Source organism: Pectobacterium sp. HCp5_1, from assembly GCF_032905925.1.
Lineage (GTDB): Bacteria > Pseudomonadota > Gammaproteobacteria > Enterobacterales > Enterobacteriaceae > Pectobacterium > Pectobacterium brasiliense_A.
Window position 1 is genome coordinate 1 of sequence record NZ_JAUMIO010000018.1, and the last position, 22,643, is coordinate 22,643.

The window sequence follows — 22,643 nt, forward strand, 5'->3', positions numbered from 1 at the left end:
GGAGCATGCCGATCCAGAACTGGCGGCTGGCGATGAGCCGTTTTATTATCGAGTTCGGCGACCGCATTGAAGGTCACCTTTAATTAATAGGGGTGGCAGTTACACAGAATGATTTACAGGGTCTTTTTGGAGCAGAAGTATGTTTCATCTGTGGACGCTTGCACCTGCGCTTTATGTCTCACTCTTTTTCATTCGACGGTTAACGCTTTCCTTTGCGTGTAAAATGGGATTCGTTACTTTAATTATCCTTGCTTGTGAATTTCACCTAGTTAGCCGCCTAGCCTACGGAAATATGTTTTCTCCTGAGTGGTCGCATCCTCTCATGATTGTGCAAGGATGGTTATTTGTCTCTGCCGTGCTCTTTGCCTGTCTTTTGCTATTGCGGGATGTTGCGGCATTACTCGCCAGATTGCTTTTTCGTTGTCAAATTCCCTTTCTTCTCTCAGTAATGCCTCTTCTGATATTGGCTCTTGGCGTGTCGGCCTTTGGCGTGATGCAGGCAATCAGGGTGCCTACTGTCCGTACGGTAACGATCGCCATACCCAATTTACCATCAGCATTCGATGGCATTCGTATCGTCCAACTAGCGGATCTTCACTCCAGTCGACTTCACCCCAGAGAGTGGGTTGAGCAAGTTGTTAACAAGGCGAATGCGCTTCAGCCAGACCTGATGGTACTCACTGGGGATATGTTCGATGGGCATGTTTCTCAACGTTATGCCGATGTAAAACCTTTACGCGAGCTCCGCGCGCGTTACGGCATCTATGCGATTACAGGAAACCATGAATACTATTTTGATTACCGGTCGTGGTTGCGTGCCTGGGAGTCACTGAACATCCCATTTTTGCTGAATACACATGTGCGTATTGAAAAAGACGGTCAGTCGTTGGTGTTAGCGGGTGTGACCGATGAAGCCGCGATAAAAGAGGGTGAAATGGGGCCGGATATCGCGCGAGCATTGGAGGGATCTAAGGGCAGTGACACGATTATTCTTCTTGACCATCGGCCTGGCAATGCGCGGGTTAATTCACATTATGGCGTTAGTCTTCAACTATCGGGGCATACGCATGGTGGGATGATTCGGGGGCTGGATATTGCAATCAAGCCTGCTAATGACGGTTTTATCTCTGGCCTATACCGAGTGGGGGAGATGAATCTTTACGTCAGTAACGGGGCGGGTTTATGGAATGGGTTTCCCGTTCGATTAGGTCGGCCTGCCGAGATCACGCATATCGTCTTAAACAAAGGATAAGCAGTACGGCTTGTTCTGTATTAAAGAGGAATGGATATGAACGACACGATTATTGCAAAGGGGCGTACCGCTGTGATTACCGGCGCGGCTAAAGGCTTGGGAGCCGCGGCGGCGCGCCGCTTAGCGGCTGAAGGTATGCGGCTGAGCTTGTTTGATCGTGATGCAGAAGGGCTGAAAACACTAGCTACTTCTCTGGGGTCTGACGTTGACGCTATTTGCGTGTTGGGTGATGTTACGGTTGAAAACGATCTAAAACGCTTACAGGAACGCACCTTTGCCCAATTCGGTGAGGTGGCGCTTTTGATGAATAACGCGGCGATCAAAGAGGGGGCGAGCCCATGGGGCAAGCCTTGTGATTGGTTGCTTCAACTTAATGCGAATCTTTTTTCTATCATCACGATGCAGCATCTCTTCGTACCTAACATGATGGCGCAAGAGGGAAGGAGTGCGATTGTGAACCTAGGATCAAAAGAAGGAATTACCACCCCACCGGGTAACGCCGCCTACAGCGTTGCTAAAGCCGGAGTTAAAGTCTTGACTGAACAATTAGCGCATGAACTGCGTAATCATATCGGTGGAAAAGTGACGGCTCACTTGCTGGTGCCGGGATATACGTGGACGCCGATGAATTTCCCTGGCATGGATGAAACCACGGATTCTCAACCCTCTGCTGCCTGGAGTGCGCATCAGGTCATCGATTATTTTATCGAGCATTTTCGTCAAGGGGATTTTTATATCATTTGCCCAGATAATGAAGTCACAACGGCGATGGATAAAAAACGTATTGCTTGGGCTTCTCAGGATATTCTCAACAATCGTCCTGCGCTATCCCGTTGGCATCCAGAATGGAAAATGGCTTTTGAGGAATGGATGGCGTCCTAATTGGGCTCTAGGTGGAGCATTACGACAGCATGTCGGATAATCATTCATCTGAATGGTGATAATGATTATCGTTAGTGTTTTGTTTATGGTAAGTTGCGGTGATGGGTTTGATCCCACTGACTGATTTTCCTTACAAAACATACGGTTTTCTCACTATGTCTTTAGCTACCCGTACAACGTCTTCCGCCTATCGGCTGTTCAACTTACGCTTAGAGAGTAAGACGTTACTCTCACCTTCATTAGCTCGCTGCGTGTTCACCGGCCCAGAAGTGCGCCAGATGAAACTGGACGCGCCGGATCAGCGCATCAAGCTGCTGTTCGCCAGTGAAAGCGGGGAACTGACGCCGATGGCCGTGAGCGATATCTGGTATCAGGATTATCTGGCGCTTCCGCGTGAGCGTCGCCCCATTTTGCGTACCTATACGCTGCGTTCCGTTTCACGCGAGTCACAGCAGGCAACGATCGATTTTGTGCTGCACGGCGATACCGGGCCTGCCTCAAGCTGGGCGAATCACGCTAAGCCGGGCGATGCGCTACAGATTGTCGCGCCCAATGCGGAGGCCGATGGCGACAGCGGCGGCTATGAATGGGCACCGCACGAGGGCGTTGAGCAGGTGCTGCTGATTGCGGATGAAACGGCGCTGCCTGCGGCAATGGGAATTCTTGAACAGCTGGCTACCCAGCCTTCTCCGCCGTCGGTGCAGGCTTTTTTTGAAGTGCCGAAAGCGGCTGACTGCGTGACATCAGGCGACTTCCCGTTTGCGCAGATTCACTGGCTGCCGCGTGAGGAAACGGGCAGCACAGTATGGGGCGAACGCCTGCTGGCTGCGGTGCAACAGGACGTGAAGATTCCCGCCAGTGCCTGTACTAACCGTGATGAAATCGCACAGGAAACGCCAGAAGACGAGCTACTGTGGGAACGGGCAACGGCACATCGCCCGTTTTACGCGTGGGCGGCGGGAGAATCTTCCGCCATCAAACGGCTGCGCCGCTATCTGCTCGACGAGCGGCACCTCGATAAAGAGACGATCAACTTTATGGCGTACTGGTCTCATCGCTAAGAGAAACGTCAGGAGGGAGATTCCCTCCTGTGTCTATTTCCCCATCATCTCCGCCAGCTGCTGTGCATCCGGCAGCCCGACGACCTGCTGTAGCTCATTCTTATCATTCAGGTAATAGATGGCGGGCGTGACGTTTGCACCCAGTTCATCCATTAGTCGCTGATTATGCTGAATGTTATTCCAGATATCGCGTGATGAGGCCTTGGGGAACGGGGGCACCGTTTTGCCGTTCGAGAGCTCATATTCATGCCAGGCTTTAGCCGGATCGCTGGCGGCAAGAATCGCGGCGGCATAACGCCCGCTTTCCGGTTTGATGACGCCGACCAGCAGGGTTTGCAACTGGACTTTCCCCGCTTTTACCCACGGCTGTGCCTGCTGCCAGAACTGTTTGCAGTACGGGCAGAACGGATCGGCAAAGACGATGATTTTACGCGGTGCATCCTTCGCCCCTTCGGTAATAAACGACGCCTGCTGTAATTTCTGCCACATCTCCCGACCGGCAGGCACATACACTTCCTGCTGAATTAGCGCTTCACTCAGGTTGTTGCCGTGTTCGTCATACATATAGCCCGAAATGGCATGCTTACCGTCCGGCGTTAAGTAGATAGTCACCCCCACGCCCTGATAACTACCCAGCCAGCCTTGTACGCCGCCGGGGGCAGTGAACGGTTTGATGATCGTAATACCTTGTTTTTCGATGCTCTTCACCGCATCTGGCAGAGCATCTTGCGCCAGAGAAGGCGCGGAAAGCGTCAATAAAGCGAGCGTGAGGAAGACGCGTTTTATCATGGTGTTGCACCTGTATTGTGAGTCATTGCCTGCCGGATAGCGTAGCGGAAGGCAACCGGCTGGGGGAGCTTATTTACGCTTTTTGAATCTGGGCCTGATGTGAGCTGTCGTTATGCGATCTTGGCTGAAGAGATGTGTTGGGTAGGGTCAGGCTCTGTCGTATATTACGTGGAGCTTAATTAGGATTGCTTGTCGGTTGTCTTGCACCATTCTTCTCGCAGAGAAGGATGCGTTTTGTGGTTTTCCCTGCTGGAGTGATGAATTACCGTGACGTTGACCGAATCGCTGATTGCTTTTACGTTTGCCGCGACGCTATTAACCCTGACGCCGGGTTTGGACACGGCATTGATTCTACGCACCGCGACCGTTGAAGGCAGTAAGAAGGCCTTCCATGCGGCGTTTGGTATTCAAGTCGGCTGCCTGATTTGGGGCGCGATGGTGGCGTTTGGTCTGGGAACGCTGATTGCGGCGTCGGAACTGGCCTATAACATCCTGAAATGGTGCGGTGCGGCGTATCTCTGCTGGCTGGGTTTGCAAATGATCCTGAAACCCAGAACCGAGTTGGTGATGGCGGCGTCACAAGACGCACCGAAGCAGCAGAACTGGTTTCTCCGTGGCATGTTGGGTAACGTACTCAATCCGAAAATCGGCGTGTTCTATGTTTCATTCCTGCCGCAGTTTATCCCTGCCGGCCATTCGGTCGTGCTGTGGACTTACCTGCTTGTTCTTATTCACGTCTTTATCGGCACGCTGTGGTCGTCCACGCTGATTGCCGCTACGCGCCCGCTGTCGCGTTTTTTACGTCGTGGTTCCGTAGTGAAGTGGATGGACCGAACGACAGGCGTTCTCTTTCTGGCATTCGCCGCGCGTCTGGCTTTTTCCCGGCGGTAGGACGGCTTTAGCATCGATATTATCGATAAACGCCCCTCATACCTCAGAGCCTGCCGAACAGTAGCGCGATGAGCGTGAGGATCGCTTTACTGAGCGGCTGTCCTTTCTCTTCTGCTAACAGATAGAGTGGGGTGGTGCGCCTTTCCCCCTGTTGCAACGGTAATATTTGCAAGTCGCCGCGCGTAATGTGTTCTGCAATTCGTGCTTCCGGCAGCCAGCCGTAGCCCACCTGATGCAAAACGGCCTGCGTAGCGGCTTCAAACGTGGTGAATGTCCAACTCTCGGCGGAGGAAGGCTGCGTATGCGGCGCTGTGCGCGTCACGATCTCTACGCAAGGGTAGTGAGACAGTGCCTCGTGGCTTAACGGCGTGGGGAGTGCGAAAAGCGGATGGTGGCAGTGCGCAACAGCGACAAAATCAACGTTCATCAGCCATTGCCCAGCGAGGTCGTCAAGCTCACGTTGTGTAATGACGTAAATGTCCGCATCGCGTGCCTTCAACTGTTCCGGCGTTTCATTGCGCAGTACTTCGGTCAGGTGGATACGTGTGGCCGGGTGCTGTTTTTGAAAAGTGCTGAGCAGGTGAAATAGGCGATCTTTGGGGAAGGTGCTGTCAACAACCAGGTTGATGCTGGACTGTTCACCCATTTTCAGTGAATGGGCGCGGGCCTCCAACGCATGAAACGAACGTATTACGGGCCGTACCTGCGCGAGTAGATTTTCGCCCTCTGGCGTGAGCTCGGCTTTGCGTCCGTGGATCGTGAGTAGCGCGATGCCCAATCGCTCTTGCAGCAGAGCAAGCTGGTAGCTGACTGAAGACTGACTGCGATGAAGCGCATTTGCCGCCTGTGTATAGCCGCCCAAATCAATAACTGACTGAAGGATTTCCCACTGTTCCAGCGTCGTCTTTGCCAGCATCTTTGATACATCTAAATATTGAATGATTTTCCCTGAAAAATAGCGTTATTCATCGAATTAATAAAGCTCTAAAGTGAATTCACACACTTCAGGAGAACGATCATGCCTTCATTCAATCAACACGATCTGAGCCATTTTGTAGGGAAACACCTGGTATATACCTATGATAATGGCTGGAATTACGAGCTGTATGTCAAAAATGCCAACACCATAGACTACCGCATTCATAGCGGTATCGTGGGTAACCGTTGGGTTAAGGATCAGCAGGTGTATATCGTGCAGGTCGCCCGCGAGGCGTATAAGATTTCATGGACAGAACCGACGGGAACAGATGTCAGCCTGATCGTGAATATTGCTGATAAGATTTTCCACGGCACCATCTTCTTCCCGCGTTGGATCATCAATAATCCTGAAAAAACGGTATGCTTCCAGAACGAACACATTGCTGAAATGGAAGCCTATCGCGATGCGGGCCCTGCGTACCCTACCGAAGTCATCGATGAATTCGCCACTATTACGTTCATCCACGACTGTGGTGAGAACAACAACGAGGTCATCAACTGTCCTGCCAGCGAATTGCCTGCGGATTTCCCTGCCTACCTGAAAAAATAAAGACCGAAAGGCGACACGCAGCCGTGCCGCCTGATTGGCTATCGCACAACGCTGATTTAATGCTCCGGCCAGAACGGTTCGCCTAGCGTGAGCATCAGTCGATTGGCCCATGAGAAGAAGGCGGCCGACTGCACCACATCGACAATCTCTAGCGTATCCAATCCCTGTTCTTGTAGCTGTTTCAGGTCGTTTGCATTGACCTGCGCGGGCGTGGCGGAAAGGCGTGCCGAGAAATCGATAATCGCCTGCCAGCGCGGGCTTTGGCCGATGCTTAAATCCCCGCCGGGGACGACGTCCAGCAGCCGCTGCACATCGCCGTCCTGCTTGGAGAGCTGGCTGGCTTTACGCGCGTGTACCGAGGCGCAGTAGATGCAGCCGTTGACCTTGCTGGTGACGGCGGCGATCAGTTCGCGCTCCTTGCGCGGCAGGCCGCCAGTGGTATAGAAAATCCCTTTATCCGTCAGCGTGCGCTGTTCCAGCACCGGAAGATTGCGGCCTAGCAGACGGAAATAGTCGGAATCGGTGTGGCCGAAGCGCGCCAGAATCGCCTGCTCATCGGCATTGAACTTGGCCAGCGGTTTGGGGGAGATCCACGGTTCCCAGCCCAGTTCTGCCTGAGTAAACGCCTGCGGTGCAGACTTACCGCTGTGCGTCTGCGGTTGGGTATGCCACTGACCTGCGACAGCGGCCTGAGAATGCGGTTGGCTGACGCGATGACCGGCAATCAGGCGATAGCCGCGCAGCAATCGGCTTTGAAAATTCACAAACGCGATGAGCTGCGACAGCGTCACGATGTCGTCTACCGACCAGCCCGCCTGCTCCAGCGCGTTGACGTGGGACGCCGAGGCTTGTACGGGCGTTTTCGTCAGACGCTCGGCATGATCCAGCGCCAGCTGTAGCGTCGGTGTCAGCGCGGGTTCCGGGAAGTCCGCCAGCCGCTCGGCATAAAAATGCTGTAGCTGATCGTCCTGCTGCCAGCCGCTGATTTTGGTCGCAAACCAGAAGCGCAGCGATAGCGGTAATGTCGCATCGTCTGCGGCGTCGGCGTTAAACAGCGCGTCGTAGCTGCCCTGAGTGTGGCGGGTTGCCGCATCACGGGTTTTTCTGGCGGCGGCGAGGGCGGAATCCGGGTTGATTTCAGCCAGCGCATCCAGTACGTCCTGAGTGTGTAACGTGTTAGCGTGCGTCATGCAATCTCCTGCCCGAGCGGGCTTTTCTGTTTGACGGCGGGTCTCCAGCCCAATGCCGGGGCCACCTGAGTGGCAATCAGTTCAAGCGAGCGCAGAATCAGCGCATGCGGCGGATCGATGGAATGCACCTGGAATGTCACATCGGTCGCACGCTCCAGCGAACTGTCTGCCCGCAGTGACGCGATGACATCCTGCGCGGTGCCGACATGGCTATCGAAGGAGGCGATCAGCGCTTCAACCGAGTCGTGAGGTATCGGGCGGAACGTGCCCGAACGGGCGGCGGAGCGATTAAGCCCTTTTTCTGCCAGACTCAGCGCTAATTGACGATCGTCAGCCACGAAAACGCTGCGCGAGCTGAGGATGCGCGGTGCGACGCCCGCAGGCAGTGCATCAAGATAGGCGTCGATCATCGGATTTTGCAGATCGGCGAGCGTGGCATCAGGGAAGTGTTCCGGGCGTGGCTGGGTGCGAGAGAGCATCAGGCCATCGCCTGCTTTACCGGCTCGCTCCGCGCCTTCAATAGAAAACGTGGCCTGCCAGACGCGCTTATCCAAATGCGGCGCGGCAGGGTAGAGCTGATTACCGTCTTCGCTCAAGGCTTCTCCCCGCCATGCGGCGCGCAGTTTTTCCAGATAGCGCCCGAGGATCTGCCCGCGCTGTGCGCTGTCGTGACCGAATGCGGCAAATGAGGACGGCGTGCCGCCAGAACCTACACCGACTTCCAGCCTGCCGTTGCTGAGTAAATCGAGCACGGCGGTATCTTCTGCCACACGCAGCGGCTCCTCCATCGGCAGCGTAATCACACCGGTACCGAGTTGGATGCGCTGAGTGCGGGCAGCAACCAGAGCCAGAAACACCAGCGGTGAAGGCAGCCCGCCTTCATCAGCGTGAAAGTGGTGCTGTGCGACCCAGGCGCTATCGAATCCTAATTGTTCGGCTTTGACGATCTGTTCCGTCGCCAGCCGATAGCGCTGCTGGGCGGAGACGTCATCCAGCAATCGCGTGAAAAATCCCAGCCGTTTCGTTGTCATTCTACAGTCCTTAGTTTAGTGCGAATGGTGAATTTGAGCGTGGTGCGAGCGGGCAAAAACCGGGTGTTGCTGCCCGGGGATGGCCTCGATGAGTTCACGGGTGTAGCGATGTTCGGGCTGGGCGAAGATCTGCTCCACCGGGCCGGATTCAAGCTGTTTGCCGTGGTACAGCACGGAAACGGTGTCGGCGATTTGGCGTACCACCGCTAAATCGTGCGAAATGAACAGGTACGTCAGCCCGAGGGATTCCTGTAGCTCGGCCAGCAAACGCAGAATTTGCGCCTGCACGGTGACATCCAGTGCGGAAACGGCCTCGTCCAGCACCAGCACCTGAGGTTCCAGCACCAGCGCTCGGGCGATGGCGACACGCTGGCGTTGGCCGCCGGACAGCTCACGCGGTTTGCGTGACAGAAGCGCAACCGGCAGGGCAACGCGCTCGAACATCTCATGAATTTTTCGCTCCCGCTGCGCGGCGGTATGGCGATTAAAATTGCGCAGCGGTTCTTCGACGATGTCGTATAGACGCTGCGACGGATCGAGCGAGCTAAAAGGGTTTTGATAGACCAACTGGATTTTCTGCCGGAACTGCCGCAGCGCTTCACCTTTCAGATGCGTGATGTCGGTACCGTCGATCAGAATGCGCCCCGCGCTGGGGTGATGGAACCCGAGCAGACTGCGTGCCGTGGTGGTTTTGCCGGAACCAGACTCGCCAACAATGGCGTGCGTTGTGCCGCGAGCTACGCTGAAAGAAACGTCATCCACTGCCCGAAAATGTTCCCCTTTACGACCCGACAGGGGAAAGGTCTGCACCAGATTTTCAACCGAGACAATAATGTCAGGATCAGATGCATTGTCGCGTGGTAGGCGCGGAGTGGGATTAAGCGACGGCACGTTCGCCAGCAGCGTGCGGGCATAGTGGCTTGAGGGCGCGCTGAGCACCTCAAGCGTTGGCCCCTGTTCCTGAATGTAGCCGTTCTGGAAGACCAGCAGCCGATCGGCGCGCTCGGCCGCCACCCCCAGATCGTGCGTGACGAACAGCACCGCCGTCCCATTTTCGCGCCGCAGTTCATCGAGCAGATCGAGAATATGTTTCTGTACCGTGACATCCAGCGCGCTGGTGGGCTCATCGGCAATAATCAGCGCGGGTTTTAGCGCAATGGCAATGGCGATCAGGACGCGCTGTTTCATGCCGCCGGATAGCTCGTGCGGATACTGCTTTGCCCGCAGCTCTGGTTGGTTTAGCCCCACGCGCTCCAGCAGCGCCAGCGTTTTCTTGCGGGTCGTCTGGCGATTTTCCCGCTGATGAATGCGCAGAATCTCGTCCACCTGCTCGCCGATGGTCTGCACCGGGTTCAGGGAGCTGGTGGGATCTTGCGGGATCAGGCTGATCTGTGCACCGCGCACGCTATCCAATCGCTTCTGCGACCAGCCGCTGATATCCACGCCGTTGAGCCGAATAGCACCGCGCGTGAGCCTACCGTTCTCGGCGAGTAAACCGATGACGGCCTGCGCAGTGGTCGTCTTCCCTGAACCTGACTCTCCCACCAGCGCCACCACTTCACCGGGCTGAATATGGAAAGAGACGCCTTCCACCACGGTCTGCTCGCGATCGTCACTGCGATAGGCAATCGTGACATTCTCCAGAGCCAGTACGGGTACGGCCGCGCTGGTTTGTAAGCTGGCTGACAGGCTCATCGTTCCGCCCTCCTGATCGACTGGCTGATACGGTTAGCGGACAGCACAACGAGTACGACAATCAGGCCGGGGAAGGTGGTTAGCCACCAGGCGGTTGCGATGTAGTTGCGGCCTTCGGCGATCAGCAGACCCCATTCCGGCGTGGGCGGCGGTGCGCCGTAGCCGAGGAAGCTCAGCGTGGAGATAGCCAGAATCGCGCTGCCGAATTGCAATGCAGCAAAGGCGAAAACGGTAGTCAGTGAGTTCGGCAGGATGTGCCGCCACAGCACGCTGAAAAAGGTGCCGCCGCTGCCATAGGCGGCTTCGACGTAGTCGCTGTGGCGCACGCGCAGCACTTCTGAACGCACCAGTCGGGTGAAACTGGCGACGGAGGTGACGCCCACGGCAATCGCGGCGTTAACCGTGCCGAAACCCAACAGGATGATGACGCTCAGCGCCAGCAGCAGGCCGGGGATAGCCAGTAATACATCAATGCTGCGCATCACGACGCTATCCAGCCAGCCGCCAACGGCACCCGCCAGCAGGCCGAACAGGCTGCCGAGCACCAGACCCAGCCCGACGGCGATAACCGCGCCCGAAAGCGAGTGCACCGCGCCATAAACGATGCGTGCATAGAGATCGCGCCCCAACTGGTCGGTACCGAGCCAGTAGTCGGCGTCAGGTGCCAGCCGCTGTGCGCCCGCGATGCCTTCCGTCGGGCTATAGCCGGTAAACCAGCCGGGGAACAGTGCCCAAAGTGCGACGGTCAGCATCACCAGCCAGGCTAGCACCAGCCCCGGCTGAAAGGCGTAGCGGCGCAGCAGAGGCCGCTTGCGCAGAAGAGGAAACGTAATTTTTTCCAGCTGTACGGTAGTCATAACGTGGCTCCTGGCGTTTTTTTCAGGCGCGGATCGAGAAGGGGATAGAGCAGGTCGACGGCCAGATTGACGACAACAAAGGCGGCGGCGGAAATCAGCACGATGGCCTGTAATACGCTGCTGTCCTGATAGTTCACGGCTTCCTGCGTCAACTGGCCGAGCCCGTTACGGCCAAATACGGTTTCGGTAATCAGCGCCCCCGCAATCAGTTCGCCCAACAGCAGGCCGGCGATAGTCAGAGTGGGTAGCATCGCGTTGCGGGCGATGTGTCGCCAGAGTACGCCGCTGCGGCTGGCGCCTTTGGCGCGGGCGACGGCAACAAACGGCTGGGTTTGCACCTGATCGATGCTGCGCATCAGCACCTGAGCAAGCGGGGCGGAAATCGGCAGCGCCAGCGTGAGAACGGGCAAAATCAGCCCTTCCCATTCGCCGGGGTTAATCACTGGAATCAGCCCCAAGCGGAAAGAGAAAATCTGAATCAGTACGATGCCGAGCCAGAAGGTCGGCACGGAAATAAACAGTGACGGCAGCGATTGCAGTGCGGTTCGCAGCCATTGGAACGGCGTTAACGTCGATAAGAACGCGAGGGTAAACGCCAGCAGCCCAGCGGCGATGAAACCCAGCACCGCGAGCAGCAGCGTAGGCGGCAGATTCGCGGCAATCAGCTCGGTGACCGGCACGCCCGCCTGAAGAGAGAGGCCGAGATCGCCACGCAGGATTTGGGCTATCGCATGAAAATATTGCGTGAGTACCGGCGTATCGGCACCGTAGGACAACCGTAGCTGCGCGATCTGCTCGGCGCTCAGGCCGAGCTCCGGGTTTTGGAACTTGATCAGTACCGCATCACCCGGCATCGCCTGAAGCAGGATAAAAGACAGAGTAAATGCCGCCCACAGGACGAGCAGTGCCTGACCGATGCGCAATGCCAGATATCGGTTCATGATGACCTCCTCCTTCTTTCTTCTGTGTTACTTATCCAGCCAGGTGTTGTAGAAACTGGGGCGACCGACGGCTTCAAACGCGATGCCTTTTGTGGTGGGTGCGCCCGCAAACACCTGCGGTTCTTCAAAAATAGGAATGACATAGGCCTGATCGATCAGGTAACTCTGTACCTCTCCAACCAGCGCCAGCCGCTTGCTGCGGTCGGTTTCCGCCGCGATGCCATCCAGCAGCGTATTCAGATGCGGATCAACAAAGTCCTTCACCTTGTCGCTGGAACCGCCTTTTTGCAGCAGGACGTTACGTACCGTCGGGTAATACTGGCTTTTCAGCACATCCGGGTCGGCACGGCCTACCATCGCCGGAGCCACGCCGGTTTTCAGCGGATCCAGGCTATCGACGGTTTTGCTGCCTGCATCGCCCGCCAGCACATTCAGCTTCACGCCGACTTTTGCCCACTGTTGAGAAACCAGCTGTAAGGTTTCCTTGTTCTGCGGTTGCGGCAGGGATTCATAGGCGGTCAGCTCCAGCGTTTTGCCATCCTTTTGCCGCAATCCCTGTGAGCCGGTTTTCCAGCCCGCGTCATCTAGCAGTTTGTTGGTCTGTGCGGGATCGAACGTGAGCTTGCTGGAGAGATCGACATAGCCAGCGGCGGTTTTAGCCAGCGGTGACGTGGCCTGTGGGTAGTTGTCTGAGAACAGCGTATCGATGATCTCTTTGGTGTTGGTGGCGTGCAGCAGTGCTTTACGCACGCGGATATCGGCGACCAGCGGGTTATCCGGGCGGAAAACCACGCTGTTATTGACGCCGCGCGTCGGCGGAGCATAAAGATTGAAGCCCTGACTCTGCACCCGCTTCTCATCATAGGCCTGAATCTGACGAATGAAGTCAGCCTGACCAGAGACCAACGCGCCAATACGCACGCTGTCTTCCGGGGTGACCAGATAGGTAATACCGTCCAGATAGGCGCGCCCCTGATGCTTCGATTTAACCGGTGCCCAGTTGTAATCCTTACGGGCGGTCAGTTTCAGTTCGCGTCCCAGTTTCTCGCTGCTCACCACGAACGGACCGGAGCCAATAATGTTTTTAGCATTGCCTAACTGATTGAAATTGCGCTCCAGCGTACTGAGAGAAACCAGACCGGAACCGATGGTTGCAGTCCCTTGCAGAAAGCCCGGAGACGGCTTCTTAAAGTAAAACTTCACCGTGAGCGGATCGATGACTTCACTGCGCAGGTAGTTATTGATGACCTCGGAAACCGGCTGGTTGAGCGCAGTATTTCCTAAACCATAGGTATCGAAGTTTTTCGCTACCGCGTTGGCATCCAGCGGTGTGCCGTCAGAGAAGCTAACACCGGGACGAATCTTGAACGTGTATTCGGTGTTATCCGCGTTGACGGTCCAGGATTCCGCAATCCACGGCTCGACCTCCAGCGTTTCGGGGTTCTGATACGTCAGTTTATCGGTAATCTGGTTGAGAATGCCGCCGTTCGGGTAAAACCCACCTGCGGGCGTATAGAGGTTGGTGTGCGCCTGCTGTTCCAGATAAATCAGCGTGCCGCCGATTTTCGGTGCGTCGTTCGCTGCCTGTGCACTTAACGCACCGCCCATAAGGAGCAATGAGGCAAAAATAGTGAGTTTCTGATGAGGATGCAAAAAAGTCGCCACGATGGTTTTCCCTACAGGTAATGGTTTTTATTAAATTTGTTTTTTATCAGGTAAATACGCGTATCGATTACGTCCTGAAACGGGGAATACAGCAGAAGACGTTAACCGCTCGTTACAGCCGATACTTCCATAGGAGGTAGGAAACAGCAAAGAACAATACCGGTATTGGTTATCCAGTTTTTAGTTAGGAAAAAGCATGGTTTTTGCGAGAAATCGCCGCGTTTCGCGTGTGATGATGGGGTTGGTTCGTGGGGAAAAGCAGCGCTGCGAAAGCGTCGTCGCAGCGCTAAGGTCGACTTAAGGCTATTTCAAAACCTGCGGATTTACGCAGTTTTCTTTTACCTGGCCGCTCAGGGCCGCAATCAGGTTGTCAACGGCGCAGGCCGCCATGCCGTAGCGGGTTTCATGCGTGGCAGAACCGATGTGCGGCAGTGCAACGACATTAGGTAAATCCAGCAGTGGAGAATCGACGGGCAGCGGTTCTTTGACAAACACATCCAGACCTGCGCCCTGAATTGTCCCTTTCACCAGGGCTTCCGTCAGCGCGTCTTCATCCACAACAGCACCACGACCGATATTAATCAAAATGGCGCTGGGCTTCATTTTTGCCAACTGCTCGCGGCCAATCAGATGATGCGTTTCCGCCGTGAGCGGTAGCGTGATACAGAGGAAATCAGATTCAGCCAAGAGCGTATCGAGATCACAGTGGCGGGCATTAAAACGCTGCTCGGCTTCGGCGTGATGGCGGCGTGCGTTGTACAGAACCGGCATGCTGAAACCAAAGTGGGCGCGTTGCGCGACGGCCAGACCAATGCGGCCCATCCCCAGAATACCGATGGTTTTATGGTGAACGTCGGTACCAAACCAGTCGCTGCCGACCCCTTCTTTCCATTCGCCCGCCTTGACCCGCTCGGCCACTTCCACGACCCGGCGCGCGCTGGCGAGCATCAGTGCCAGAACCGTATCTGCTACCGTTTCCGTCAGTACGGTCGGGGTGTGCATGAGAATCACCCCTTTTTCATTCAGCGCGTCGACGTTAAAGGTGTCATAACCGACTGAAATGGTGGAAGCCGCGCGTAAACGCGGTGCGTGTTGCAGGAAATATTTATCGACTTTACCGCCGGAACCAATGATGCCTTCGGCCGTTGCCAGAGCGGGGTGGTCGAGGGAGGGAAAGGCGTCAAGTTCAGTGACGGTGAAGTGTTGATCTAAACGAGCGCGCAGGTCGTCAGAAATTTTTTTATACAGGATAACGCTAGGTTTCATCACAAACTCCAGCAGATTAAGGAAGTTAACGTAGAAATAGCTCATCGAATAATCGCGTAGCTGGCGAGAGACTGCAAGCGATACCGCCCCCGCATCTGCCCAAGGTTAACCGTGATTAATGGGGGATTTGCACGATTGGGATGATGAACGATCGCATACAGACGCGCCACTTCCGCATGTGGAATGCCCCACGAACGGCACGAGGTCTCTTTATTGCTATTTGATTAATATATTTCCTTTGTGATTGCTATCACTCAATTACAGATAAAGCATTACCGTGAAAAACCGATAACCCTATCTACGGGGATGTTTTAGACAGGGTTTTTTAATGGGGGCGGAAATGCATTTTTTTACCAGGATTATGAGTAACCTCAAGGTTTCTCATAAGCTGTATGGCGGTTTCGGGATTGTCCTGTTGTTGGTCATGATCGCGTCTGGCGTTGGCGCTGTACGATTTTTTATCATCCACGATCTGTATGTTAAAACGACAATTTTGAATGAAATGAATCACTACCTCGATCAGTCAAAAATGGCGAGAGTAAAATATTCATTCACTTTTGCGGATGACAATATCAAGAATCTCAATACCTACATTAGTCAGGCAAGCCAGCAAAAAGAAAAAGCGAAAGCACTCACGTGGGAAACAGAATATCTATCTGATTTTAATAAACTTGATCAAGATTTCGCAGATTATGATACCGATCTGAATACCATGAAAACTGCCGCAAACGCGGTGGTCGAGACGGCAAAGAAAATCAGCCAGATGAATGCCTCCGATGCGTTAACGGCATTTATGACCAATTTCTCTGTCGGCGCGGATGAAAATGCGTTGTCTATGCAGAAGGAAGCCCTCTCACTGCTGTTCCTGAAACTGGTCAACAGCACTTACACCTTACAAAGAGAGAATAGTGAAGCGGCGTTTAACGCACAGAAGCAGGTCTATGCCGAATCTAAGGCATCCTACGATGCGCTGGCATCGTCGGTCAGCGGCGATCGCCGTCGCGTAGTGGATTCATTTTGGCAAGCATTTGAAAATTATCATCAAACGGCAGAACAGTACTACGCGCGACTGGGGCAGTTAAAAACTACAGATGTTAAATTCCGGGCAACCGGAGACAGAATGACGAGCGATATCGGCAGTATTCTGCAAAAGCTCGGCGCGAAGAATGATGACATTATCAATAGCTCCGTGCTGCAAACGCTGATTTTAGGGGCGATTGCCATCGTATTCGGTTTATTGATCGCCTGGTCTGTTACTCGACAAATTACCCGACCTATTATCACCAACCTGAAGCTGGCGGAACGGATTGCGGGTGGCGATCTTTCAGCGAATGTCACGGCGGTACGGCATGATGAGCTGGGACAATTAACGACAGCCATGATGGTGATGACGGAGAAATTACGTCATTTAATGACTGATATTCGTCAGAGCGTGTACAGCGTTGAGAGCGCTTCTTCTGACATCGCATCGGGCAATAATGATTTGTCATCGCGTACCGAGCAGCAATCGGCGGCGATTGTAGAAACCGCAGCCAGCATGGAAGAGTTAACGGCCACCGTGAAAAACAACGCCGATAATGCCCGGCATGCCAGCCAGATTGCCGGAGAAGCCTCAACCAACGCCAATCGCGGCGGGGATATTATTAACCGCGTGATTAATACCATGAGCGATATTTCAGGGAGCTCGAAGAAGATCGCTGATATCACGACGGTGATTAATAGCATCGCATTCCAGACCAATATTCTGGCGTTGAACGCGGCGGTGGAAGCAGCCCGAGCCGGTGAACAAGGGCGAGGCTTCGCGGTAGTCGCCAGTGAAGTTCGTAGCCTTGCTCAGCGTAGTTCACAGGCAGCAAAAGAGATTGAAAGCCTGATCTCAGAATCGGTTGCTCGCGTGGATACCGGAACTGAGCTGGTTTCTCAGGCAGGAACGACGATGGATGACATTGTGGCTTCCGTGAGCCGCGTGAATGACATCATGGGGGAAATTTCCTCCGCATCGGATGAGCAGAGCCGTGGTATTGCACAAATCGGCAGCGCGGTGGCCGAAATGGATACCACTATCCAGCAGAATGCCTCTATGGTGAGCGAATCCTCTGCCGCGGCGAATTCGTTGCAGGAACAGGCCTCGAAGCTGGCAAAACTGATGTCGGTTTTCCGCATATCTGATTCGGATGTTGCCGGTCTGCCAAGATTGCAAGGGGCGAGCACCGGCAACGGGAATTTGGGCAACAAGGCAGCGCCTCGCCTGCCGACGCTCGCGTCGCGGGACAACGGGAACGATAACTGGACAACGTTCTGATATCCCGTTGAGTCGATGACTCAGAAATGATCGATTGAACCGGAGGGAGTGGCATTGGCTGCTCCCTCGTTCGCCCACTGCATGATGAGTGCGGTGGCCTGTGTATCCTGATTGACGTTTTCCTCCACGATGACAAATCCCTGCTTATGGTAGAACCGGCAGGCGCGCGTATTCTGCTGATACACTTCCAGGCTGAGTAAGGGATACTGTGCCTGAACATGCTGGATCAGCGCTGTACCAATCTGCTTGCCATAATAGGCTTGTTCCACAAACAGCGCGCCGATGAACCGTGCCTCCAGCACGCTGATAAAGCCGATGAGGCTCCCTTGTTCCTCATAAACCCAGGTTTGCGACTGGGGAATATAGATCTCACGTACCGCGCTGGCACTTTCTCGCCAGTAACCTTCACGAATAAACGGATGCGCCAGAGTGGTGCTCTTCAGCCACAGCTGCATCAGCGGTTCGAGATCGGGGTCGCGGTAAGGTCGAATCATGAGGTGCTTTCCTGATGACAAAAGCAGTCGGTGACATGGTCATTGACCAATCCACCCGCCTGCATGAAGGCGTAACAGATGGTTGAGCCGATAAATTTGAAGCCACGTTTCTTCAGGGCCTTGGACATGGCATCCGAAACGTCGGTTTTGGCTGGCACCTCGGCGAGCGACGCGGGGTGATTGAGACGCGGTTGGTGTTCGACGAAAGACCAAATGAAGTGCGAGAAACTCTCTCCCTGACTTTCCATCGCCACCCACGCTTTTGCATTGGTGATGATCGCCTCGATTTTTCCGCGATGGCGAATAATGCTGCTGTCCTGCACCAGTCGCTCGACGTCATCCTGCGTCATCTGTGCCACCTGCTCAGGATCGAACTGGTGGAAGCAACGGCGATAGTGTTCGCGTTTTTTCAGGACGGTAATCCAGGAAAGACCTGCCTGCTGGCCCTCCAGACACAGTAACTCAAACAGCTTCTGGCTGTCGGTGCAGGGTTTCCCCCACTCGTTATCGTGGTAATCCTGATATAAGGTGTCTTGTGTAACCCAGCCGCAGCGTTGCATACCTTTCTCCTGATTATGGCGAGCCGTTCATTGTAAGGCGTCTGTCGCAAGTAGGATTCGATCATGGCACTTATGTTGCTGTATATGCAACCAGTGTTTTGCGGGCGTGCTCGCAGATATGAAAGGTCGTTTGCGGATGGGGCAGAAAGTCGTCGCGGAATCATGAATAATGTTTCGCCAACAGCTTAGGGCTATTTATTCGCTTTATTCGCTCAAGGCTGTTCAATCGATCATAAGAAAAGCATAGACAGAGACAGGGGTACAGGGAATGGCAGTAGAGTGGGTAGCAGCCTATCTGGCATTAGGCGCGGTAGTTGGTTTTATGGCGGGGTTATTGGGTATTGGCGGTGGCGGTATTATGGTGCCAGTGCTAACGGCGCTGTTTGCTGCACAGGGCGTGGAGAATACGCATCTGGTGCATCTGGCGTTGGGTACGTCAATGGCGGCCATCGTTGTCACGGCAATTTCCAGCCTGCGTACCCATCATCAACATCAGGCGGTGCTTTGGCCTGTGGTGATGCGGATTACGCCTGCCATCCTGATTGGGACATTCGCGGCCACCTGGCTGGCGACGCTGTTACCGACGCGGGCGCTGGCGATCTTTTTCTCCTGTTTTATGGCCTACGTTTCGCTGCAAATGGTGCTGAATATCAAGCCGAAACCGCAGCGCCAGTTGCCCGGTACGGCAGGTGTGTCGCTGGCGGGACTGGTGATTGGCAGCATTTCGGCGCTGGTGGCTATCGGCGGCGGGTCGCTCACCGTGCCGTTCCTGACGTGGTGTAACGTCCGCATTCAGCAGGCGATTGGTACATCGGCGGCGGTGGGGTTACCGATCGCCCTGTCCGGCGCGCTGGGCTACATGATTAACGGCTGGTCGACGACGGGGTTACCTGATTACAGCGTCGGCTATGTCTCTCTGCCTGCCGTTCTCCTGATTTCTGCCGTCAGTTTCTTCACCGCGCCCGTTGGGGCTCGTCTGGCGCACCGTCTGCCCGTGGCGACGCTGAAAAAGGCCTTTGCCGCGCTGTTGCTGCTGTTGAGCCTGAAGATGTTGCAGACCGTTTTTTCAGGCTGATCCTGAAATTTGAAAGATGATGACGGGGGATTTGCACTTGTTGCCGCATTCTGGCTGTATATCTTGCGGTCAGAGGGTATACTGGCGCATTCCTTATAAATCCACTTGTATCGCGCGCGAATCCAACATGCAAAAGTTTGATACCAAGACCTTCCAGGGCCTGATCCTGACGTTACAGGATTATTGGGCTCGCCAGGGCTGCACCATTGTTCAACCATTGGACATGGAAGTCGGCGCAGGCACTTCACACCCTATGACCTGCCTGCGGGCACTGGGACCGGAGCCGATGGCTGCCGCCTATGTGCAGCCTTCTCGTCGTCCGACCGATGGGCGCTACGGTGAAAACCCGAACCGCTTACAGCACTATTACCAGTTTCAGGTCGTCATTAAGCCATCACCGGACAATATTCAGGAGCTGTATCTTGGTTCTCTGAAAGAGCTGGGTATGGATCCGACCATTCACGATATCCGCTTCGTGGAAGACAACTGGGAAAACCCAACGCTGGGCGCATGGGGCCTAGGCTGGGAAGTCTGGTTGAACGGTATGGAAGTCACGCAGTTTACCTACTTCCAGCAGGTTGGCGGTTTGGAATGTAAACCGGTGACGGGCGAGATCACCTACGGTCTGGAACGTCTGGCGATGTACATTCAGGGCGTTGATAGCGTTTACGATCTGGTCTGGAGCGATGGCCCGTTAGGGAAAACCACCTACGGCGACGTGTTCCATCAAAACGAAGTCGAGCAATCGACCTACAACTTTGAACACGCTGATGTCGATTTCCTGTTCAGCTGCTTCGAGCAATATGAGAAAGAAGCGCAGCACCTGCTGGCGCTGGAAAAACCGCTGCCTTTACCGGCTTACGAACGCATTCTGAAAGCGGCGCACAGCTTTAACCTGCTGGATGCGCGTAAAGCGATCTCGGTTACCGAACGCCAGCGCTACATTCTGCGTATTCGTACCCTGACCAAAGCGGTTGCGGAAGCCTACTATGCCTCGCGTGAGGCGCTGGGTTTCCCGATGTGTAATAAGAAAGAGAGCTAAGAGGCAGCGATGACTGACAAGACTTTTCTGGTGGAAATTGGCACGGAAGAGCTGCCTCCGAAGGCTCTCCGTAATCTGGCAGAATCCTTTGCCGCGAATTTCACGGCGGAGCTGGATGCCGCCAATCTGGCACACGGTGACGTAAGCTGGTTTGCCGCGCCGCGTCGTCTGGCGCTGAAAGTGGCACGCTTAAGCGCTTCTCAGCCCGATCGCGAAGTAGAAAAACGTGGTCCGGCGATCTCACAAGCGTTTGATGTGGAAGGCAAACCGACCAAAGCGGCAGAAGGCTGGGCGCGTGGCTGTGGCATCACCGTTGAGCAAGCTGAACGTTTGACGACCGACAAAGGCGAGTGGCTGCTGTATCGTGCCCACGCTAAAGGCGAACAGGCGCAGACACTGCTGGCTGGCATGGTAAGCACTGCATTATCGAAGTTGCCGATTCCAAAATTGATGCGCTGGAGCGACAAAGAAACGCAGTTTGTGCGTCCGGTGCACACGGTAACCATGCTGCTGGGTGAAGAACTAATCCCCGGTCAGGTATTGGGTATCGATTCCGCTCGTACTCTTCGCGGCCACCGCTTTATGGGTGAAGCTGAATTTACGATCGATAACGCCGAACAGTATCCGCAGATTCTGCTGGAGCGCGGTAAAGTCGTCGCCGACTACGATGCACGTAAAGCCAAAATCAAAGCCGATGCAGAAGAAGCCGCACGCAAGATTGGCGGTAATGCCGATCTGAGCGACAGCCTGCTGGAAGAAGTCACTTCGCTGGTGGAATGGCCAGTGGTGCTGACCGCGAAATTTGAAGAAAAATTCCTCGCTGTGCCGTCCGAAGCGCTGGTTTACACCATGAAAGGTGACCAGAAGTATTTCCCGGTTTACGACAACAGCGGCAATCTGCTGCCAAACTTCATCTTTGTTGCCAATATCGAATCCAAAGATCCACAGCAGATTATTTCCGGTAACGAAAAAGTGGTGCGCCCGCGTCTGGCTGACGCCGAATTCTTCTTCAATACCGACCGTAAGAAGCGTTTGGAAGATCACCTGCCGCGTCTGGAAACCGTCTTGTTCCAGCAGCAGTTAGGTTCATTGCGCGACAAAACTGACCGTATTCAGGCGCTGGCTGGCTGGGTTGCTGGTCAGATTGGCGCTGATGTGAATCACGCGACGCGCGCGGGTCTGCTGTCCAAGTGTGACCTGATGACCAACATGGTGTTCGAATTCACCGACACGCAGGGCGTGATGGGGATGCACTATGCGCGTCATGATGGCGAAGCGGAAGATGTTGCCGTGGCGTTGAATGAGCAGTATCAGCCGCGCTTTGCGGGTGACGAACTGCCGTCTTCTGCGGTGGCCTGTGCGCTGGCGATTGCCGACAAAATGGATTCGCTGGCAGGGATTTTTGGCATCGGCCAACACCCGAAAGGCGACAAAGACCCGTTTGCGCTGCGTCGTGCCGCCCTCGGTGTGCTGCGCATCATCGTCGAAAAACGTTTGCCGCTGGATTTGCAGACGCTGACCGAAGAAGCGGTGCGTTTGTATGGCGATAAGCTGTCTAATGCCAAGGTTGTGGATGACGTGATTGAGTTTATGCTCGGTCGTTTCCGTGCCTGGTATCAGGAAGAAGGCCATAGCGTGGATACCATTCAGGCGGTATTAGCGCGTCGTCCGACCCGTCCGGCTGATTTCGATGCCCGCGTGAAAGCCGTCAGCCACTTCCGTTCGTTGGATGCCGCCGCGGCGCTGGCAGCGGCTAACAAGCGCGTTTCCAACATTCTGGCGAAGTCTACCGATACGCTGAACGAGAGCGTCAACGCTGCCGTATTGAAAGACGCGGCGGAAATTACGCTGGCCACGCACCTTGTCGTGCTGCGCGACAAACTGACGCCGCTGTTCGCTGAAGGTCGCTATCAGGAAGCGCTGGTTGAGCTGGCCTCACTGCGTGAGCCTGTCGATGCGTTCTTCGATCAGGTGATGGTCATGGCGGAAGATGAGCAGGTTCGAGTGAACCGCCTGACGCTGCTGAGCCAACTGCGTGAGCTGTTCTTGCAGGTTGCGGATATTTCCGTTCTGCAATAACGACAATAGCGTTACGTAATCCCAACCCCCGAGCCGGTTCGCC

Annotated in this window: 20 protein-coding genes; 9 read left to right on the forward strand and 11 right to left on the reverse strand. The window is 54.9% G+C overall.

Annotated features, from left to right (window positions below; translation table 11 throughout):
- Positions 1–139 precede the first annotated feature (139 nt).
- The 3 genes from Q3A88_RS13370 to Q3A88_RS13380 all read left to right on the forward strand — a co-directional run bounded on the left by Q3A88_RS13370 (position 140) and on the right by Q3A88_RS13380 (position 3,195).
- Positions 140–1,252: a metallophosphoesterase gene (locus tag Q3A88_RS13370; RefSeq protein WP_317178075.1), complete on the forward strand. Its 1,113-nt coding sequence runs from the start codon at positions 140–142 to the stop codon at positions 1,250–1,252.
- A 36-nt stretch (positions 1,253–1,288) separates the two neighbouring features.
- Positions 1,289–2,134 (forward strand): SDR family NAD(P)-dependent oxidoreductase, encoded by an 846-nt coding sequence (locus Q3A88_RS13375; RefSeq protein ID WP_110163157.1) that lies wholly within the window; start codon positions 1,289–1,291, stop codon positions 2,132–2,134.
- 155 nt (positions 2,135–2,289) lie between these two features.
- Entirely contained in the window at positions 2,290–3,195 is a 906-nt protein-coding gene (locus Q3A88_RS13380; protein ID WP_110163195.1) for a siderophore-interacting protein, read from the forward strand.
- Positions 3,196–3,228: 33 nt separating this feature from the next.
- On the opposite strand, the gene dsbG is transcribed toward Q3A88_RS13380, so the two are convergent.
- The gene (dsbG, locus tag Q3A88_RS13385) at positions 3,229–3,984 is read right to left on the reverse strand and encodes a thiol:disulfide interchange protein DsbG (protein WP_110163156.1); all 756 of its coding nucleotides are present in this window, start codon (positions 3,982–3,984) and stop codon (positions 3,229–3,231) included.
- 267 nt (positions 3,985–4,251) lie between these two features.
- Here dsbG and Q3A88_RS13390 point away from each other — a divergent pair, with 267 nt between their 5' ends.
- Entirely contained in the window at positions 4,252–4,875 is a 624-nt protein-coding gene (locus Q3A88_RS13390) for a LysE family translocator (RefSeq protein ID WP_039463518.1), read from the forward strand.
- A gap of 43 nt (positions 4,876–4,918) precedes the next feature.
- Here the strand turns inward: Q3A88_RS13390 and Q3A88_RS13395 are convergent, their stop codons facing one another.
- On the reverse strand, positions 4,919–5,791 hold the full coding sequence (locus Q3A88_RS13395; protein WP_317178076.1) for a LysR family transcriptional regulator: 873 nt from the start codon (positions 5,789–5,791) through the stop codon (positions 4,919–4,921).
- Positions 5,792–5,893: 102 nt separating this feature from the next.
- On the opposite strand from Q3A88_RS13395, the gene Q3A88_RS13400 reads away from it, so the two are divergent.
- Positions 5,894–6,403, forward strand: coding sequence for a phenolic acid decarboxylase (locus Q3A88_RS13400; protein WP_410522763.1), 510 nt, complete (start codon positions 5,894–5,896; stop codon positions 6,401–6,403).
- 56 nt (positions 6,404–6,459) lie between these two features.
- Here Q3A88_RS13400 and Q3A88_RS13405 read toward each other — a convergent pair whose 3' ends face one another.
- The 7 genes from Q3A88_RS13405 to ghrB form a co-directional block, all read right to left on the reverse strand.
- A complete protein-coding gene (locus Q3A88_RS13405) occupies positions 6,460–7,593 on the reverse strand; it encodes an alkylhydroperoxidase domain protein (protein ID WP_110163152.1) in 1,134 nt (377 codons plus the stop codon).
- On the reverse strand, positions 7,590–8,624 hold the full coding sequence (locus Q3A88_RS13410; protein ID WP_110163151.1) for a putative FMN-dependent luciferase-like monooxygenase: 1,035 nt from the start codon (positions 8,622–8,624) through the stop codon (positions 7,590–7,592). The genes Q3A88_RS13405 and Q3A88_RS13410 overlap by 4 nt, the downstream gene beginning before the upstream one ends.
- Before the next feature lie 15 nt (positions 8,625–8,639).
- Complete coding sequence (locus Q3A88_RS13415; protein ID WP_317178077.1) at positions 8,640–10,319, reverse strand: ABC transporter ATP-binding protein; 1,680 nt, start codon at positions 10,317–10,319, stop codon at positions 8,640–8,642.
- Positions 10,316–11,176 (reverse strand): ABC transporter permease, encoded by an 861-nt coding sequence (locus Q3A88_RS13420; RefSeq protein ID WP_317178078.1) that lies wholly within the window; start codon positions 11,174–11,176, stop codon positions 10,316–10,318. The genes Q3A88_RS13415 and Q3A88_RS13420 overlap by 4 nt, the downstream gene beginning before the upstream one ends.
- Positions 11,173–12,117, reverse strand: coding sequence for an ABC transporter permease (locus Q3A88_RS13425; protein ID WP_317178079.1), 945 nt, complete (start codon positions 12,115–12,117; stop codon positions 11,173–11,175). Before Q3A88_RS13425 ends, Q3A88_RS13420 begins: the two co-directional genes overlap by 4 nt.
- 27 nt (positions 12,118–12,144) lie before the next feature.
- Entirely contained in the window at positions 12,145–13,725 is a 1,581-nt protein-coding gene (locus Q3A88_RS13430) for a TIGR04028 family ABC transporter substrate-binding protein (protein ID WP_317178108.1), read from the reverse strand.
- 360 nt (positions 13,726–14,085) lie between these two features.
- Entirely contained in the window at positions 14,086–15,048 is a 963-nt protein-coding gene (gene ghrB, locus Q3A88_RS13435; protein ID WP_110163194.1) for a glyoxylate/hydroxypyruvate reductase GhrB, read from the reverse strand.
- A gap of 340 nt (positions 15,049–15,388) precedes the next feature.
- Here ghrB and Q3A88_RS13440 point away from each other — a divergent pair, with 340 nt between their 5' ends.
- Positions 15,389–17,350 (forward strand): methyl-accepting chemotaxis protein, encoded by a 1,962-nt coding sequence (locus tag Q3A88_RS13440; protein WP_317178080.1) that lies wholly within the window; start codon positions 15,389–15,391, stop codon positions 17,348–17,350.
- A 20-nt stretch (positions 17,351–17,370) separates the two neighbouring features.
- Here the strand turns inward: Q3A88_RS13440 and Q3A88_RS13445 are convergent, their stop codons facing one another.
- Both Q3A88_RS13445 and Q3A88_RS13450 read right to left on the reverse strand, forming a co-directional pair.
- Complete coding sequence (locus Q3A88_RS13445) at positions 17,371–17,844, reverse strand: N-acetyltransferase (protein ID WP_039284958.1); 474 nt, start codon at positions 17,842–17,844, stop codon at positions 17,371–17,373.
- Positions 17,841–18,404 (reverse strand): DNA-3-methyladenine glycosylase I, encoded by a 564-nt coding sequence (locus tag Q3A88_RS13450; RefSeq protein ID WP_014913686.1) that lies wholly within the window; start codon positions 18,402–18,404, stop codon positions 17,841–17,843. Before Q3A88_RS13450 ends, Q3A88_RS13445 begins: the two co-directional genes overlap by 4 nt.
- 268 nt (positions 18,405–18,672) lie before the next feature.
- Between Q3A88_RS13450 and Q3A88_RS13455 the strand changes: the two genes are divergently transcribed.
- From Q3A88_RS13455 to glyS, 3 genes are all read left to right on the forward strand, one after another.
- Positions 18,673–19,479 carry a sulfite exporter TauE/SafE family protein gene (locus tag Q3A88_RS13455; RefSeq protein ID WP_039284960.1) on the forward strand — a complete coding sequence of 269 codons (807 nt, stop codon included), beginning with the start codon at positions 18,673–18,675 and terminating at the stop codon, positions 19,477–19,479.
- 127 nt (positions 19,480–19,606) lie between these two features.
- The gene (gene glyQ, locus Q3A88_RS13460) at positions 19,607–20,521 is read left to right on the forward strand and encodes a glycine--tRNA ligase subunit alpha (RefSeq protein ID WP_010286428.1); all 915 of its coding nucleotides are present in this window, start codon (positions 19,607–19,609) and stop codon (positions 20,519–20,521) included.
- Between the two features lie 9 nt (positions 20,522–20,530).
- Positions 20,531–22,600, forward strand: coding sequence for a glycine--tRNA ligase subunit beta (gene glyS, locus Q3A88_RS13465; protein ID WP_317178081.1), 2,070 nt, complete (start codon positions 20,531–20,533; stop codon positions 22,598–22,600).
- Positions 22,601–22,643: the final 43 nt, after the last annotated feature.